This window comes from Leptobacterium flavescens (genome assembly GCF_010671605.1).
Taxonomy (GTDB): Bacteria; Bacteroidota; Bacteroidia; order Flavobacteriales; family Flavobacteriaceae; genus Leptobacterium; species Leptobacterium flavescens.
This window is the reverse complement of record NZ_JAABOO010000003.1, coordinates 40,284-57,272: the sequence shown is the minus strand read 5'-3', so window position 1 is coordinate 57,272 and position 16,989 is coordinate 40,284. Positions and strand designations below refer to the sequence as shown.

Annotated in this window: 13 protein-coding genes and 1 tRNA gene; 8 read left to right on the top strand and 6 right to left on the bottom strand. The window is 42.3% G+C overall.

The window, feature by feature from the left end:
* Positions 1-83: 83 nt before the first annotated feature.
* From GWK08_RS12415 to mce, 4 genes are all read right to left on the bottom strand, one after another.
* A complete protein-coding gene (locus GWK08_RS12415) occupies positions 84-1,217 on the bottom strand; it encodes a Fic family protein (protein WP_163607540.1) in 1,134 nt (377 codons plus the stop codon).
* A 520-nt stretch (positions 1,218-1,737) separates the two neighbouring features.
* A tRNA-Ile gene (locus GWK08_RS12410) sits at positions 1,738-1,811 on the bottom strand.
* A complete protein-coding gene (locus tag GWK08_RS12405; protein ID WP_163607539.1) occupies positions 1,802-2,047 on the bottom strand; it encodes a GIY-YIG nuclease family protein in 246 nt (81 codons plus the stop codon). Before GWK08_RS12405 ends, GWK08_RS12410 begins: the two co-directional genes overlap by 10 nt.
* A gap of 238 nt (positions 2,048-2,285) precedes the next feature.
* The gene (mce, locus tag GWK08_RS12400; protein ID WP_163608251.1) at positions 2,286-2,690 is read right to left on the bottom strand and encodes a methylmalonyl-CoA epimerase; all 405 of its coding nucleotides are present in this window, start codon (positions 2,688-2,690) and stop codon (positions 2,286-2,288) included.
* Positions 2,691-2,762: 72 nt separating this feature from the next.
* On the opposite strand from mce, the gene rbfA reads away from it, so the two are divergent.
* The gene (gene rbfA, locus GWK08_RS12395) at positions 2,763-3,155 is read left to right on the top strand and encodes a 30S ribosome-binding factor RbfA (RefSeq protein WP_163607538.1); all 393 of its coding nucleotides are present in this window, start codon (positions 2,763-2,765) and stop codon (positions 3,153-3,155) included.
* 4 nt (positions 3,156-3,159) lie between these two features.
* On the top strand, positions 3,160-4,359 hold the full coding sequence (locus GWK08_RS12390; protein WP_163607537.1) for an ABC transporter permease: 1,200 nt from the start codon (positions 3,160-3,162) through the stop codon (positions 4,357-4,359).
* 7 nt (positions 4,360-4,366) lie between these two features.
* Here GWK08_RS12390 and dusB read toward each other — a convergent pair whose 3' ends face one another.
* On the bottom strand, positions 4,367-5,359 hold the full coding sequence (dusB, locus tag GWK08_RS12385; RefSeq protein ID WP_163608250.1) for a tRNA dihydrouridine synthase DusB: 993 nt from the start codon (positions 5,357-5,359) through the stop codon (positions 4,367-4,369).
* Positions 5,360-5,577: 218 nt separating this feature from the next.
* Between dusB and lepA the strand changes: the two genes are divergently transcribed.
* Positions 5,578-7,374, top strand: coding sequence for a translation elongation factor 4 (gene lepA / locus GWK08_RS12380; RefSeq protein ID WP_163607536.1), 1,797 nt, complete (start codon positions 5,578-5,580; stop codon positions 7,372-7,374).
* Here the strand turns inward: lepA and GWK08_RS12375 are convergent.
* Positions 7,371-9,197, bottom strand: a complete 1,827-nt coding sequence (locus GWK08_RS12375) for a cation:proton antiporter (RefSeq protein ID WP_163607535.1) — start codon at positions 9,195-9,197, stop codon at positions 7,371-7,373. The two genes, lepA and GWK08_RS12375, sit on opposite strands and share 4 nt — an antisense overlap.
* Positions 9,198-9,320: 123 nt before the next feature.
* Here GWK08_RS12375 and GWK08_RS12370 point away from each other — a divergent pair, with 123 nt between their 5' ends.
* From GWK08_RS12370 to GWK08_RS12350, 5 genes are all read left to right on the top strand, one after another.
* The gene (locus GWK08_RS12370) at positions 9,321-10,181 is read left to right on the top strand and encodes a universal stress protein (protein WP_163607534.1); all 861 of its coding nucleotides are present in this window, start codon (positions 9,321-9,323) and stop codon (positions 10,179-10,181) included.
* Between the two features lie 7 nt (positions 10,182-10,188).
* Positions 10,189-12,414 (top strand): SulP family inorganic anion transporter, encoded by a 2,226-nt coding sequence (locus GWK08_RS12365; RefSeq protein ID WP_163607533.1) that lies wholly within the window; start codon positions 10,189-10,191, stop codon positions 12,412-12,414.
* A 142-nt stretch (positions 12,415-12,556) separates the two neighbouring features.
* Complete coding sequence (locus GWK08_RS12360) at positions 12,557-13,417, top strand: MBL fold metallo-hydrolase (protein ID WP_163607532.1); 861 nt, start codon at positions 12,557-12,559, stop codon at positions 13,415-13,417.
* A gap of 11 nt (positions 13,418-13,428) precedes the next feature.
* The gene (locus GWK08_RS12355) at positions 13,429-15,039 is read left to right on the top strand and encodes a S8 family peptidase (RefSeq protein ID WP_163607531.1); all 1,611 of its coding nucleotides are present in this window, start codon (positions 13,429-13,431) and stop codon (positions 15,037-15,039) included.
* A 35-nt stretch (positions 15,040-15,074) separates the two neighbouring features.
* Positions 15,075-16,988 carry a M1 family metallopeptidase gene (locus GWK08_RS12350; protein WP_163607530.1) on the top strand — a complete coding sequence of 638 codons (1,914 nt, stop codon included), beginning with the start codon at positions 15,075-15,077 and terminating at the stop codon, positions 16,986-16,988.
* Position 16,989: the final 1 nt, after the last annotated feature.

The following is a 16,989-nucleotide window of genomic DNA, read 5'->3' as shown; positions in this document are numbered from 1 at the left end:
TCTTTTAGAGATATTAAACTATCCCTTGTATGAGTTTTGGGTTGCTAAAGCATATTTTGAAGTACGTCACAACTGTTTTTGTGTTAAATAAATTCCGTTTCAAACAGGTCAATATAATCTTTAAAAACATATAACCGATCTCTTTGGCCCCCTGTTATTTCATGTAAAATTTTTAACTCCTCCATTGTAGCTATCAGCCTATATGCAGATACATTAGATTTTTCAATAATTTGTTCAACTTGATTCACTCCTATAATAGGGTTGGTGTATAACTGTTCAATTACTTTACGAACGTCGACACTTCGATTACCTATTGCTTTTAATTTGTCCTCTAAAGATTTTTGTAATTGCATAATACTATCAAATGTCTTTACTCCGGACTTGGCCGTTTCTATAATTCCTGCTAAGAAAAATTTAAACCATTGAGAAAGATCATTATGTGTTCTTACCCGCATTAAATTATCATAATACAATGTTCTGTTTTTTTCAAAGAAGTCTGATAGATATAAGATAGGTTGTTTTAAAACACCTTTACTTACTAAATACAGAGTGATCAATAATCTACCAGCCCTACCATTCCCGTCCAAAAATGGATGTATTGTTTCGAATTGATAATGGATTAATGCGATTTTTAAAAGATCTGGTAAATAATTCAATTCATCATTTGCAAATTTTTCAATGTCTGACATCAAATCATCGATAGATGAATGTATTGGAGGAATAAATACGGCATCATTAATAGTTGCCCCACCTATCCAATTCTGACTTCTGCGATATTCTCCCGGTAATTTATTTTCCCCTCGAACACCTCTTAGTAAAATTTTATGTGTCTGCTTTATAAGTCTTGATGAAAAAGGTAATGTATGTAACATTTTAACTGCCTCATTCATTGCAGCTATATAATTCTGTACTTCCTCCCAATCATCTCTTTTTTCTATAGAAATTTCTTCTATTTTTAAAAAAGCTTCTTCCATATTAGTCTGAGTCCCTTCAATTTTTGTAGACTTAGTAGCTTCTTTTGCAATATGCATACTGATAAACAAATCAATATTTACATATTCGGAATACATATCTAATCTTCCCAAATGCCTATCAGCTGTACTCAATAAAGCAAGTACTTCCATGTCTTCTACTTGCCATTGTTTATTTATCGGATTTGGTTGAAAACTTTTATAATGTCCTTGGTTCTTATACGCTCCTGCCTTAAATTCTTTCATAATCTCACACTTAAATTAAGAATCTCTCTATTTAACAAAAGTAGTGTTTTGTTTAAATAAATGATGGTTTATTTTCATTTTTAAATCAAAAACTTAAATAAGAACATGGCTTAATTAAGCTTTATTTCCATTTTTTGTTAGAAAATCTCAATGCCATGCATGATCTTTTAAGTATCATGAAGCATCAAAATGAACTGTTGGAACGGGTTAATAAAAAATTAAAGGATGAGATTTCCGGCTTTAAGCAAAAAATGTATTCAGGAAAGAACAGATAGTTGTAAAAAACAAGAGTTTTATTCTCTGTTGTGGTCCCACATGGGCTCCCTTCGACTTCGCTCAGGATAAACTTCTCGCCCTAAATTTGTTCCACAAAAAAAGTCCTAGCTTGCGCTAAGACTTCTGCTACCACCTTGTGGTCCCACATGGGCTCCCTTCGACTTCGCTCAGGATAAACTTCTCGCCCTAAATTTGTTCCACAAAAAAAGTCTTAGCTTTCGCTAAGACTTCTGCTACCACGTTGTGGTCCCACATGGGCTCGAACCATGGACCCCCTGATTATGAGTCAGGTGCTCTAACCAACTGAGCTATAGGACCTGTTTATATTTTTCTTTTAACCACTGCTTTCCATATCCACTTTTAAGATACTTTTCTCTTTTTCTTGCAGTGATTCTATCCGGATACTTCTCCTCGTGTAATAATTCCCACGGCCCGTATCCTTTTGTACTTTTAGTTCTTCCGGCATTATGTTCCGATAACCTCTTTTCTACATTAACACTCATACCAACGTAAAATCTATTATCCTTCAAACTTCGGAGAACATATACATTCATTATGTCAAATTACACTTTCGGTGCTCCCTGCCTGCCGATACCGCCAGGTAGGCAGGTAACCAGCTGAGCTATAGGACCTATTTAAATTTTTCTTGCAGTAATTGCATCCGGATACTTCTGGTCTGTATCGTTTGGTGCTCCCGTTTGCCGTTACCTCCTGGTAACCAGCCGAACTACGGGTCCTGAAAGAGGCTGCAATATTACTACATATTTTTAAAGACTGCAAACATTTAATAAACTATTCATTTATTTCCTGACACAGCTCTATCAAGGTTCCGTTAGTGGACCTTGGATGCAAAAATACAACCTTTTTATTATCTGCTCCTTTTTTAGGAATTTCATTCAGGATCTGAAAACCTTCTTTCTTTAATCGCTCCACTTCTTCTTCAATATTGGTCACATCAAAAGCAATATGGTGGATCCCTTCTCCCTTCTTCTCAATAAATTTGGCAATCGGGCTGTCTTCCCTGGTAGCTTCCAGCAATTCTATCTTACTTTCACCTATTTGAAAGAAGGACGTCTTTACGCCTTCGCTCTCTACTTCTTCTATTTTATAGGAGCTGCTTCCGAGTAATTTTTCAAAAAGTTTGTTGGACGTTTCGATATCCTTAACGGCAATTCCCAAATGCTCAATTTTGTTCATCATAGCTATAAATTTATCAGCTTTCAAAAATAAGACATTATTCCGTTATCTTTTATATTGTATTTTTGCCTTATGGAAAGTAACAGACAGCAAAAAATAGCAAGGGTAGTGCAGCAGGATCTGGCAGATATTTTGCAAAAGGCAGCTAAGGATGGTGGATTGACAGGAACGCTAATTTCCGTAACAAAGGTGGTGGTAACACCCGATCTTTTACTGGCAAAGGTATACTTGAGCATTTTTCCTCATAAAGACAGCGAAACCCTCCTGGAAGGGATCAGATCTAACCAGCCGTTAATAAAGCACGAACTCTCACAGCGAACCAGAAATCAGCTGAGAAGGGTTCCGGAACTCAACTTCTTTATGGACGATTCCCTGGAGTATATAGATCGAATAGAAAATTCTCTGAAAGGCAAGGACAATCCGATAGAAAATCCGGATCTCCTCGACAAAAGAAAAAAATCTTAGGTAGTTGTATTTTCCTTTTTACATAGCTAAAAGATATTTATTCTCTAAAAGCAGCCAGAATGCCGTTAATATCATTAACTGGGTAACTTTCTTTGTGATCGTTATCGGAACGGCTTCCCTGTTTATAGTTCTTTCCGGTTTTTCCGGGCTCAAATCATTCGACCTTTCCTTCAGCAATTCCTTCGACCCCGATATGAAGATCACCGCTTCTACCGGTAAGTTCTTTACGGTAGATAGTCTTCAGGAAAAGGAGTTAAAAAAGATAGAAGGGATCGCCTCTTTTTCCAGAGAGATCGAAGAGCGCGTCTTTCTGAGCTATAAACAGAAAAACGATGTGGCTTATGTAAAAGGGGTAGATCATAAATACAACGGGGTTACGCAAATAGACAGTCTTATCTTCTTCGGAAACTGGTTTAATCAGTCCAAAGAAGTGGTGGTAGGTTACGGCATCTCCATCGACCTTGGTTTAAGTGTAAACGACTATGTAAATTCTCTTTCTGTGATCGTTCCCAAACTGGGAAAAGGAAGCATCCTTAACCAGGCACGGCCGTTTAAGGAATTGCTGGTCAGTGCCAGCGGGGTTTACTCCCTGAGTGAGGATATAGACGATAAATACGTATTTGCTCCCATAGGAACCGTACAGGAACTGCTTCAGAAAAATCCGGATGAGATCACCGGAATAAATATCAGAATGCAACCCGGAGCAAGTGAAGATAGGATCAGGAGTTCGGTAGAAGAGATTTTTGGAAATAAGGTCGATATCAGGAACCGGGAGCAGCTGAACAGTTCTCTCTACAAAATGCTGAACACCGAAAACCTGGCTACCTACCTTATATTTACCCTGGTACTGATCATTGCCCTCTTTAATGTTGCGGGCGCTATTATAATGATGATCCTGGATAAAAAAGACAACCTTACCACCCTTTTTAATATGGGGGCAACGGTCAGGGAACTCAAAAGGATATTCTTTATTCAGGGGATCCTGCTGGTAGTTATTGGCGGGCTTTCAGGCCTGGCTCTGGGAATTCTTATCACCTGGCTTCAAACGACCTTTAGCCTGATCATGATCACACCCTCCCTGGCATATCCGATGGAACTTAAGCTTATGAATGCCTTAGTGGTTATCCTCACCATTTTTATCCTGGGCTTTATCGCCGCCAAGATCTCTTCCGTAAGGATCTCCCGCAAATTAATAAGTCAGTAGTTGTAAATTATACGAACTGGTAGTCGCCGAACTTTTCCAGGACCTCATCAAAAGCCGCAAAAACATCGGCAGAATCATCGCTGGTCACCATTTTCATACGGTATTCCTTAAAGTGAGGGATCCCTTTAAAGTAGTTTGTATAATGTCTTCTGGTTTCGAAAACTCCTAGTTTTTCCCCTTTCCAATCTATAGACATCTGCAGATGCCTTCGGGCAGCGTTTACCCTTTCTTCCAGCGTAGGAGGCGCCAGGTGTTCTCCGGTCTTGATATAGTGTTTTACTTCTTTGAAGAACCATGGATATCCGATACTGGCACGTCCTATCATAGCGCCGTCCAGACCGAACTCATCCCGCATCTTTACCGCTTTTTCCGGGCTGTCCACATCACCGTTCCCGAAAACAGGAATATGCATTCTGGAGTTGTTCTTTACTTCGGCAATCGGTTTCCAGTTGGCCTCTCCCTTGTACATCTGTACCCGGGTACGTCCGTGAATGGAAATAGCTTCGATCCCCACATCCTGAAGTCGCTCTGCCACCTCAACAATTTTAATGGTATCGGCATCCCAACCTAAACGGGTCTTTACGGTAACCGGAAGTTTGGTTCTTTTTACCATGGCTTCGGTAAGCTTTACCATAAGCGGAATATCTTTCAATATCCCTGCTCCTGCATTTTTACTTACCACCTTTTTTACCGGGCAGCCAAAGTTAATATCAATAATATCAGGGTTGGATTTCTCCACAATATCTATCGCCTGCAACATAGAATCCATTTCGGCACCAAAGATCTGTATCCCTACCGGGCGCTCCTTTTCATAGATATCAAGCTTCATTACACTCTTGGCGGCATCCCGTATAAGGCCCTCACTCGAAATAAATTCGGTATAGACCACATCGGCTCCCTGTTCCTTACACAAGGCACGAAAAGGCGGGTCGCTCACATCCTCCATAGGGGCGAGCAACAAAGGGAATTCCCCAACTTCTATGTCACGTATTTTAACCACTTCTAAATTCTTTTTCAAAAATTTTCAGACTGCAAAGATACATCTTTTCTCTGCAAAGCAAGCAGCCTCCGTCTTTAACTCCTTAAGCAACAGAGCCTCCTTTTTTATTAAAGATAAAAATAATCGGCCAAAACACATGGGATTTCTTTCGCTCAGGGCGACTTTGAAGAAATAAATTTATGTAGTTTTGCAAATTCAAAGAGAAGATATCAACTGTAATGAAGCACATTCGCAATTTTTGCATTATAGCCCATATAGATCACGGTAAAAGTACCCTGGCCGACAGGCTGTTGGATTTTACCGGTTCGGTGACGGAGAGAGAGAAACAGGACCAGTTATTGGATAATATGGACCTGGAGCGTGAACGCGGGATCACCATAAAATCGCATGCCATACAAATGGAATACGAATACAACGGTGAACAATATATCCTGAACCTGATAGACACTCCCGGGCACGTGGATTTCTCTTATGAGGTATCCCGTTCCATTGCGGCCTGTGAAGGTGCACTTCTGGTAGTTGATGCAGCTCAGAGCATACAGGCACAGACCATTTCCAATCTGTACCTGGCCCTGGAAAACGACCTGGAGATCATTCCTGTACTTAATAAGGTAGATCTTCCGAGTGCCAATCCGGAAGAAGTTACAGACGATATCGTAGATCTTTTGGGGTGTGATGCTGAAGAAGTGATCCCTGCAAGTGCCAAGACCGGGATCGGAATAGAAGATATTCTAAGCGCCATTATAGAGCGTATTCCTGCTCCTAAAGGAAATCCGGACGAATCTTTACAGGCATTGATCTTCGATTCTGTCTACAATCCTTTCCGCGGAGTGGAAACCTACTTCCGGGTAATAAACGGAGAAATAACCAAAGGGCAGAAAATTAAGTTCCTCGCTACCGATAAGACCTACTTTGCAGATGAGGTAGGGACCTTAAAGCTTAGCCAGGAACCTAAAAAAGTTATAAAAACAGGAGATGTGGGATACCTTATCACAGGTATCAAGGATGCCAGGGAAGTAAAGGTGGGTGACACCATTACCGATGCTGCGAATCCGACCTCCAATATGATAGAAGGTTTTGAAAATGTGAAACCTATGGTATTTGCCGGGATCTATCCGGTAGATACGGAAGATTACGAGGAACTTCGTGCCTCTATGGAGAAGCTTCAGCTTAATGATGCTTCCCTGGTGTTTGCTCCGGAAAGTTCGGCCGCTCTAGGTTTTGGTTTCCGTTGTGGATTCCTCGGAATGCTTCACCTGGAGATCATCCAGGAACGCCTGGAGCGCGAATTCGATATGACCGTGATCACGACGGTTCCCAACGTAAGTTATCACGCTTTCACCAAGAAAGAACCTGAAAACACAATTATTGTAAATAATCCTTCAGACCTGCCGGACCCTTCCAAACTGGACCGGGTGGAGGAACCTTATATTAAAGCAACCATCATTACCAAATCTGATTTTGTCGGATCGGTTATGTCGCTTTGTATTGAAAAAAGGGGAGAGATCACCAATCAGACCTACCTTACTCCCGAACGTGTGGAGTTGAGCTTTGATATGCCGCTGGCAGAGATCGTTTTTGATTTTTACGATCGATTAAAAACGGTTTCCAAAGGATATGCCTCTTTCGATTATTCACCTATCGGAATGCGTGCATCCAAGCTGGTAAAAGTCGACATTCTTATCAACGGGAATTCGGTAGATGCCCTTTCTGCACTGATCCACGCCGATAATGCGCAGACCATCGGGAAAAAGATGTGTGAAAAGCTCAGGGCCTTAATTCCAAGGCAGCAGTTCGACATTCCGATTCAGGCTGCTATCGGAGCCAAGATCATTTCCAGAGAGACCATTAAGGCACTCCGAAAAGATGTAACTGCCAAATGTTACGGAGGAGATATCTCCAGGAAACGAAAGCTGCTCGAAAAGCAAAAGAAAGGTAAGAAGCGTATGCGCCAGGTTGGGAACGTAGAGATCCCGCAACAGGCGTTTATGGCCGTTCTGAAGCTGAACGATTAGAACAGTTCCTTGGGTTTCCCAAGATATATCAGTTCGTAATTATTCTGAACATTCATGGTTTCGTTATAGCTGGAAATGATATGCAGCTCTCCTTCACTGTCTTTGATAAACAGCGGGATGGCATCTTTTTCTTTGTTAAGCGCAGCGATCTCTTTCTTAAATTCCTCTTTGGAACTCAGACTGATCTCATTGATCCTGGGATAGTTCCTGGCCACTTCACTGAGATTGATAAAATCATCTTTGGAAGAGAAAAGGGTTTCCACCGGATTAACTATATCCGGGTTCTGCAATTCTTCGGAAGAGATTAACCTGAATGCACCATTTTCACCCAATTGTTTTCTGAATCGATCTATCGCGTGTTTATTCACTTCCTTACTTCCGGTAAGCGCCATTAAATATCCTATATCACTGAACTCAATATTGCTGGTCAGGTCTTCCGAAAAGATATTGGCCTCCTCGGCATACAGATCCATTCCTCTGGCTTTTTCTATATTCTCTTTATTGCTGTCTATCAGTACCACATGCCTGCTGTTCTTCTGGAGGTATTTGGCAATTAGCCGCGATACCTGGGAAGCCCCCACAATAAGGATCCCGGTAGATTTTTTCAGGAATACTCCCAGTAATTTGGCAATAAGCCTGGCGGTGGTGGCATTGAGCAATACCGTTCCGAGTACCATGGTAAAGACCAGGGGGGTAATATATTCGGCTCCGGGCTCTCCTTTCAAAGCCAGCTTTGTTCCGAAGAGTGAAGCGATCCCTGCCGCAACGATCCCTCTCGGACCAACCCAGCTGATAAACAGTTTTTCGTTGATCTTTAAACTGGAATTCCGGGTACTCAGAAAAACACCCAAAGGCCGGATCACAAAAACAACACAGGCAAACAGTAAAGCTGTCTTCCAGTTGTATACCAGTAAAAGGTCTTCGATCGCAATATTTGCAGACAGGAGAATAAACAGAATGGATATCAGAAGTACACTTAGAGATTCTTTAAAATACAGAAGTTCCTTGATATTGGGAAGCTTGCTGTTTCCAAGTACCATTCCCATGACCACTACAGCCAGTAACCCGGATTCATGTGCAAACAGATCGGATTGCACATACACCAGTAATACCACCGATAAGGATACCACATTAAGCAGATAGTGAGGGATCAGTTTCCTTTTTATAGCAAACGCCAGAGCGTGCGCAAAGGTAAATCCGAAAGAGGTTCCGAACAGAACGATCTTCCCGAATTCGATAAGGGCTGTTTTGGTATAGGCTCCTTCTCCTCCCACACTGATAAACTCAAATACCAGTACGGCTACAAGAGCACCGATAGGATCTATCAGGATCCCTTCCCATTTCAGGACGGCTGAAATATCTTTCCGCAAAGGTATGTTCCGGAGAATAGGAGAAATTACAGTAGGTCCTGTTACTATGATCAGGGCCGAGAATAAAAAAGAGATCTTATAACTCAGTCCGAAAATATAATGAGCGGCAAAACCCGCACCTAAAAAAGTAACCAGCGATCCGAGGGTAATAAGTTTGGTGATGGCCGGGCCAACACTGTTAATTTCACTTTTCTTGAGGGTGAGCCCTCCTTCAAAAAGAATAATACTGATCGCCAGAGATACAAAGTAAAAAAGTCCTTCCCCCGGGAAAAACCCTTCTTGACCATTCCAAACGGGTTCTATCCATTTGGTTCCGTCTTCGGAGATCAAAGTAGAGATCGGGCCCACAAAAAGTCCGATAAGTATAAGGGGTAAAATAGCCGGGATCTTAAATTTCCAGGCTACCCATTGTGCTAAAATTCCCAGTACGATTACGCTTGCTAACTCTAACATCTTGTATTTTTTCGTTAAAATACTACTTTATTTGAAATGGATGATCTCAATTCGTTAATTCGTCCGTTTAATTCACCTTCTCACTTTGTCAGATATAAAAAAAACTATATATTCACTGGCTTCATGACAGCGTTAACTGAGAAATATCAATTCAAGACTATCTTGACGGGGATTGCTTTTTCGCCCAACCTAAGGGCCAATCTCTATGAGGCCATGAGGTTGTCTACCTTCTTTGGTGCCAAGCTCATTTTGGTACATGTCGGGCCCAAAACACCTCAGAAGGAAGAAGTACTGGAGCTCATCATGAGTGAGTTTGAGGAATCTGCCGAAAATGTAGATGTGGTCTGGAAGGAAGGGAATCCTGTAAATGTTATTCTTGAGGCCTGCAAATCTTTTAATGTAGATCTCCTTATCCTGGGGGCCCTGCAAAAAGAGCAGCTCTTTAAATATTACCTGGGGTCCATCGCCAGGAAGATCACCCGAAAAGCTCCCTGCTCCGTACTCCTCCTGATAAACCCTTCGGTAAACAGGGTGGCCTGTAAACATATTGTGGTAAACGGATTGGAGGATCCCAAAACCAGGGAGGCCATTCACATTTCTTTTGGTGTTGCCAAAGACCTGGGTGCTAACCGGGTGACCATTGTGGAGGAGATCAGTCAGAATGAAGTACACGTAGTGGTAAGCGATGACAGGAGTTTAAGAAAGGCCACCATCATGAAGGCCAGGATAGAGAAAAGGGAGACCACCAGGGTAAACGACATCCTAAAGGCCATTCCCGAACAGTTAAAGACAGATATCAATATAAAAACACAGAGTATTTTTGGAAGAAGAGGGTATTCTATAGGACATTATGCAAAACTGGTAAGAGCCGACCTGCTGATCATGAACGCACCTAATAAATTAGGTTTGATAGACCGGATCTTCCCGCACGACCTCGAATATATCCTCTCGGAAATACCTACAGATGTACTCATAATAAAATAGCTAATTTTTGGGACCGAAAAAGAATAGGATAAAAACATTTATCGGCGAATTACCTAAGAATATTTTTTCAGGTTTTGTCGTTTCACTTATAGCTCTCCCACTTGGACTCGGACTGGCAATTGCTTCCGAGGCACCGCCTATTTCCGGAATAATAGCCGCCATAGTAGGAGGTACGGTAGTAGCTATTCTCGGAGGCTCTAATGTGACTATTACAGGGCCCGGGAACGGTCTTGTTATTGTGCTCTTAAGTGCTATCACTACCCTCGGCGGAGGCGACCTCTACCAGGGTTATCTGCTAACATTGGGTGCCATTGTAATATCAGGGATCCTGATGATCCTTCTCGGTTTTCTGAGGTTGGGTATTCTCAGCGACTTTTTCCCGGCTTCAGCCATCCAGGGAATGCTGGCTGCCATCGGGATCGGGATCTTTGCCAAACAGTTTCACGTTATGGTCGGGCAGATAGATACCAAAGGCTCCATTATAGAGTTGCTTCTTAAAATACCGGCAGCGATCTCAAACCTGTTTGTTTCCGCACCTATGGAAGTAATGGTAGCTGCAGCGGTTGGAGTGGGAAGTCTTCTGATCATGGTTTTCTATTCCAAGATCCGAAACAAATACTTTCAGCTTATTCCGGCACCGATGTGGATCGTTATCCTGACCGTCGGCCTGAGCTATTACTATCAGTATTTCAGCAGTGACCCCTATCCTATATCACAAAAACTGCTGGTAAGCCTTCCCAATGATATTGTTTCCAATCTGGCTTTTCCGGACTTTTCCAAGGTTCTGGACAGCAATTTTATAAATGCAGTTATTGCCATTACCCTGATCTCCAGTATAGAATCCTTATTGAGTATTAAAGCGGTAGACAAACTGGATCCGCAGAAAAGAAGGAGTAATGTTAACAAAGATCTCAAGGCACTTGGAGCAGCAACAACCCTGAGTGGTTTTTTAGGGGGATTGAATGTAGTAACTGTAATTGCACGAAGTTCCGTAAACGTAAATAACGGAGGAAGCAACCGGTCGGCCAACTTTTTCCACGCCCTGTTCCTGGTACTCTTTATCGTGCTTTTCCAGGAGCAGCTAAAGCGTATCCCGCTTCCGGCACTAGCCGCTATTCTGGTGTATACCGGTTATAAACTGGCAGCACCCGAAAGCGTAAGACGGGTTTCCAAAATAGGGAATGAGCAGTTGCTTATCTTTTTTATTACCCTTTTCAGCACCATTGCCACCAACCTGATTACCGGGATCCTGATCGGAATATTAACCACTTTCCTGATCCATATCATCATTAACAGGAGTCTTTCCCTCTTCCTCGGAAATGCATTAAAACCCAATGTTCTGATGTTTAAGGAAGGTGATAAGGGCAACTACTATGTGAGTGTGAAGAACTTCTGCAGTTTCCTCAATTTTTACAAGTTAAAAGCCAAGCTCGATGCCATTCCTGAGGACAAGGAAGCGGTGGTGGATTTTTCTATGTGTGATTTTGTGGATCATACCGTTATGGAAAGCCTTAATGCCTATCAGCAGACCTTTATGAGAAAGGGAGGGAATTTTGAAGTGATCGGTTTGGACGCTCATGAAGCAGATTCGGTACACCCTTTTGCTATCCGGAAGATCATCCCGTTTCAGACCATCATTAAAGTAGATAAGAACCTCACCAAAAGGCAGCGGCTCATCAGTGAAGTAGCTAAGGATTTTACCTGGAGTTACGAGCCCAAGAAGGAGAGAGATGTAAGTTTTTTATACGATTTTATCTACTTTGAGACCAAGCAGATAAAACATGTTTACAATCAGTTATTCGATCAGGAAAAAGAATTGAACCTCTTCGATATCGAATACAGTGAAGGAGAGTTTATAGCCAAGGAGGTGATCCGGTCTACCATGCTTTTTATTAAGATAGACGGAGCAATGCCGGTCTTTACTCTCGACAAGGAAGGCTTCCTGGAGGTGATCTATCAATGGGCCGGATTTAAGGATGTGGATATTGAAGCGCATAGCGATTTTTCAAAACGCTTTTACCTGAGAGGGGAAGATGAAGAAGGGATCAGAAGACTCTTTACCGACGAGCTGGTTCTCTTTTTTGAAAGCAATCCGTATTACCACGTAGAGTCTAACGGAGATCACCTCATCATTAAAAATAAAGAGCGTCTGGCCAGTGTAAAGGAGATTAAAATGATAATAGATTTCGGACTGCGGCTTAAAACCATCATTCAAAAGCAATTAGTTTGTTAAAAATAGTCTAATAAAAGCCTGTTCCACCCTCCTAATTGACCTTCTTTTCTTATTTTGCGAAGATTTTTTTTGGCAGATCGCCATGGGATCGAGAAATTAAGTTTACATGCTTTGGCATGAATAATGATTAAATTCTTAAAGAGTGAGATTATTTCCCATCGAATCCGGAAATTTTAAGTTAGACGGAGGCGCCATGTTCGGTGTTGTTCCCAAGTCGCTTTGGACCAGGACCAACCCCGCCGACAACAACAATATGATAGATATTGCAGCCAGGTGCCTGCTGATCGAAGACGGAGACAGACTGATCCTCATAGATACCGGAATGGGAAATAAGCAAAGCGATAAGTTCTTTGGATATTATTATTTGTGGGGGAATGATAACATAGACGATTCCTTAAAAAAACACGGTTTTCACCGGGATGATATTACCGATGTCTTTATGTCCCACCTTCACTTCGACCACTGCGGAGGAAGTGTTCAGTGGAACAAGGACAGGACATTCCTGGAGCCCGCATTTAAGAATGCGCGTTTCTGGACAAACGAGAACCACTGGCAATGGGCCGTGAATCCCAATGCCAGGGAAAAGGCTTCCTTTTTAAAGGAAAATATAATGCCCATGGAAGAAAGCGGGCAGTTAAACTATATTTCCCTCCCGCAGGGAGATTATCTGAAAAATTCTGAATTGGGTTTTGATGTACTGTTTGTAGACGGGCATACCGAGAAACAGATGATCCCCCATATTCACTATAAAGGAAAAACATTGGTTTTTATGGCCGATCTGTTACCCACTGCAGGGCATATTCCTGTGCCTTATGTAATGGGTTATGATACCCGGCCCTTATTAACTTTAGATGAGAAGGCGAAGTTCCTGGATAAAGCAGCTAGTGAGAATTACTACTTATTCCTGGAGCACGATGCGCACAATGAGATCTGTACCCTTCAGCATACGGAAAAAGGAGTGAGACTGAAGGAGGTATTTACTTTTAACGAACTATTTAATTAATAATTTAATCCATGAGATTTATAAAACCTATTGCATTCGGTGCTTCATTAATTTTAGCTTCATGCGGAAGCACTGCAATTCTATCTACCCCGATCGAGAACATTGATACGGTACCTACTAAAGTAACCGATCTGAATGAAAGCCAGTTAAAAAGCTGGAACCAACTGGACCTGGTAAAGGATACCATTCCGGGAATGAGTGTAGACAGAGCGTATAGCGAAGTGATCAGAGACAGAAAAGGAAAAAAGGTGATCGTCGGGATAATCGATTCCGGTGTGGATATAGATCATGAAGACCTTAAAAATGTAATCTGGACCAATAAAGGAGAGAAGCCCGGAAATGGCATTGATGACGACAAGAACGGTTATGTTGATGATATACACGGATGGAATTTCCTCGGAGATGCCATTCACGAAAACCTGGAATATGTCAGGATCCTGAAAAAAGGAGATAACGGTTCTGCGGTTTACAAGGAGGCCAAAGCAGCTTACGACGAGGAAATTGCCAGTATTAATCAGCAAAAACCTCAGATAGATCAGTTGCTTCAGTTTATTCCATTGGCACAGAAAGCTATTAAAGACCACCTCGGAAAAGAGGAGTATACCATAGAGGAGGTAAAAGCCATCAATTCTACAGACCAGCAGGTGGCACAGTCGAAAGGACTGTTGCTTTTCCTGGATGAGAACGACCTGGATTACGATTCCCTTAAGGAATACAGTGAGAGCCTGGAAGATCAGGTTAAATACAATCTTAATGTAGACTATGACGGAAGATCTGTAGTCGGGGATAATCCGGATGATCTGAACGACAGGGATTACGGAAACAACCAGGTGTATGGTCCTGATAAGGAAAAAGCCAGTCACGGAACTCACGTTGCAGGGATCGTTGCCGCACAGAGAAATAACGGTATCGGAATGAACGGAGTGGCGAAAAATGTTGAGATCATGGTAATCAGAGCGGTTCCTGACGGAGATGAATACGACAAGGATATTGCATTGGCTATCCGTTATGCTGCGGATAACGGGGCAAAAGTGATCAACACCAGCTTCGGAAAAGATCATTCCCCACATGCGGAATGGGTATGGGATGCCATTAAATATGCTGCTTCCAAAGACGTACTTATCGTAAACGCAGCAGGAAATGATGCTTCCAATATCGATGAGAACGAATCCTTCCCTTCAGATAGTAAAGACGGGAACAATGAGATTGCCGATAACTTTATTACGGTAGGTGCCCTTAATTATAAGTACGGAGGTGAATTGGTTGCCAATTTTTCCAATTACGGGAAAAAACAGGTAGATGTATTTGCACCCGGGGTTAAGATCTGGTCTACCATGCCGAATAACGAATACGATTATTCTCAGGGAACGTCCATGGCAGCACCTGCGGTAAGTGGTGTTGCGGCATTAATACGTTCTTATTATCCAAAGCTGTCTGCTGCTCAGGTTAAGCGTATCCTGATGAGTTCAGGTCTGCCTGTAAAAACAAATGTGATCATCGGAGGAGATAACAGCAATACAGCTAGTTTTAATAACCTTTCCAAATCAGGAAAGATCGTGAATGCATATAATGCGCTTATCCTTGCCGGAAAGGTGGCAAAAGGAGAAGTTAACTTATTATAAACCAATCAATCGACTTTAAATTTAATACTGTACTCATGAAGAAAATTTTCGTTTCGTTTTTAAGCCTTGGCTTTGTATTAAGTGCTTGTGCGAAAAATGAAAAAACAACACCGGCCAATGCAGAAATGCAAAGCGCTTCCAATCAGTACTGGCAACAGCATGTTGAATACCAAATGGATATCGACTTTAATGTTGAGAACTACCAGTACAAAGGGAAGCAGGTATTAAAATATACCAACAACTCCCCGGATGTGCTGGACAGAGTGTTTTACCACCTGTATTTTAATGCATTCCAACCGGGAAGTGAAATGGATATCCGCTTGCAGAATATAGCAGATCCGGACGGGCGAATGGTGAATAATTTAGGAACCCGTGAGGAGCCTAAATACGAAAGCAGGATCGCTAAACTGCAGCCCAACGAAATAGGATATATTAAAGTTAACAGCCTTAGCCAGGATGGTACAGCTGTATCCTATAAGACCGAAGGGACCATTCTGGAAGTAGATCTTGCCAGGCCAATACAGCCCGGGCAGACAGTTACCCTGGTAATGGATTTTGACGGGCAGGTGCCGGTTCAGATCCGACGCTCCGGAAGAAACAACAGAGAAGGAGTAGCTCTTTCTATGACACAGTGGTATCCTAAGATGGCCGAATACGACTTCGAAGGATGGCATACTCCTCCTTACCTGGGAAGAGAGTTTCACGGGGTATGGGGAGATTTTGATGTAAAGCTTACCATCGATAAAAGCTATGTTGTAGGTGGAAGTGGTTACATTCAGAACCCACAGGAAGTAGGTCACGGATATGAGGATCCTTCCAAACCGATGAAGAAGGTCAGAGGAAAGACCCTTACCTGGCATTTTAAAGCGCCAAATGTTCACGATTTTACATGGGCGGCAGATCCGGAATACCTACACGATAAGGTACAGGTAAAGAATGGGCCTGTAATGCACTTTTTATACAAAAACAACCCTAAGATCATAGACAACTGGAAAAAGCTTCAGCCAAAGGCTGTAGAGACCATGGAGTTCCTTAGCAAGAATGTAGGGAAGTATCCGTACGATCAGTATTCAGTGATCCAGGGAGGAGACGGAGGAATGGAGTATGCAATGTGTACCCTGATCACCGGAGAGCGTTCTTTTGGAAGCCTTGTAGGTGTTACCGTTCACGAAATGGCACACTCCTGGTTCCAGCATGTGCTGGCTACCAACGAGTCCAAGCACGAATGGATGGATGAAGGTTTTACTTCCTTTATCTCGGATCTGTGTATGAATGAGATCATGGATCAGAACAGGGAAAATCCGTTTCAGGGAGCATACAGAGGATATCAGTTCCTGGCTACTTCCGGAAGGGAGCAACCGCAGAGTACGCACGCAGACCGATATGAGTTTAACCAGGCTTACGGAATATCTGCCTATAGTAAAGGAGAAGTATTCCTTGCACAGTTAGGTTATATCATCGGGCAGGAAGATCTTTTAAAGACCATCAAAAAGTATTATGATGACTTTAAATTCAAGCACCCTACCCCGAACGATATTAAGCGTACGGCAGAAAAGGTATCCGGAATGCATCTGGACTGGTATCTTACCGACTGGACCCTGACAACCAATACCATTGATTACGGAGTTAAAGAGGTTGCAGAAGACGGGAACAATACCAAAGTTACTTTAGAGAGAGTTGGTTTAATGCCAATGCCAATGGATATTCTTGTGGTGTACAAAGACGGGACCCAGGAAACGTTCTATGCTCCGCTACGTATGATGAGGGGTGAGAAACCAAATCCTTTTGATAACCTTAAAAGAACGGTTCTTCCGGATTGGGCATGGGCATATCCTACTTACGATTTTACGATCAGTAAACCCAAAAGCAGTATCAAGGCTATAGTAGTTGATCCTTCTCAACTGATGGCAGATATTAAAAGGGATAACAATACGGTAGAATTCAACTAGA

What these genes read in the sequence shown, in the direction of transcription:
- GWK08_RS12415 (WP_163607540.1), bottom strand. Translation starts at nt 1,217, where the DNA reads ATGAAAGAATTTAAGGCAGGAGCGTATAAGAACCAAGGACATTATAAA.
- GWK08_RS12405 (WP_163607539.1), bottom strand. Translation starts at nt 2,047, where the DNA reads ATGAATGTATATGTTCTCCGAAGTTTGAAGGATAATAGATTTTACGTT.
- mce (WP_163608251.1), bottom strand. Translation starts at nt 2,690, where the DNA reads ATGAACAAAATTGAGCATTTGGGAATTGCCGTTAAGGATATCGAAACG.
- rbfA (WP_163607538.1), top strand. Translation starts at nt 2,763, where the DNA reads ATGGAAAGTAACAGACAGCAAAAAATAGCAAGGGTAGTGCAGCAGGAT.
- lepA (WP_163607536.1), top strand. Translation starts at nt 5,578, where the DNA reads ATGAAGCACATTCGCAATTTTTGCATTATAGCCCATATAGATCACGGT.
- GWK08_RS12375 (WP_163607535.1), bottom strand. Translation starts at nt 9,197, where the DNA reads ATGTTAGAGTTAGCAAGCGTAATCGTACTGGGAATTTTAGCACAATGG.
- GWK08_RS12370 (WP_163607534.1), top strand. Translation starts at nt 9,321, where the DNA reads ATGACAGCGTTAACTGAGAAATATCAATTCAAGACTATCTTGACGGGG.
- GWK08_RS12355 (WP_163607531.1), top strand. Translation starts at nt 13,429, where the DNA reads ATGAGATTTATAAAACCTATTGCATTCGGTGCTTCATTAATTTTAGCT.
- GWK08_RS12350 (WP_163607530.1), top strand. Translation starts at nt 15,075, where the DNA reads ATGAAGAAAATTTTCGTTTCGTTTTTAAGCCTTGGCTTTGTATTAAGT.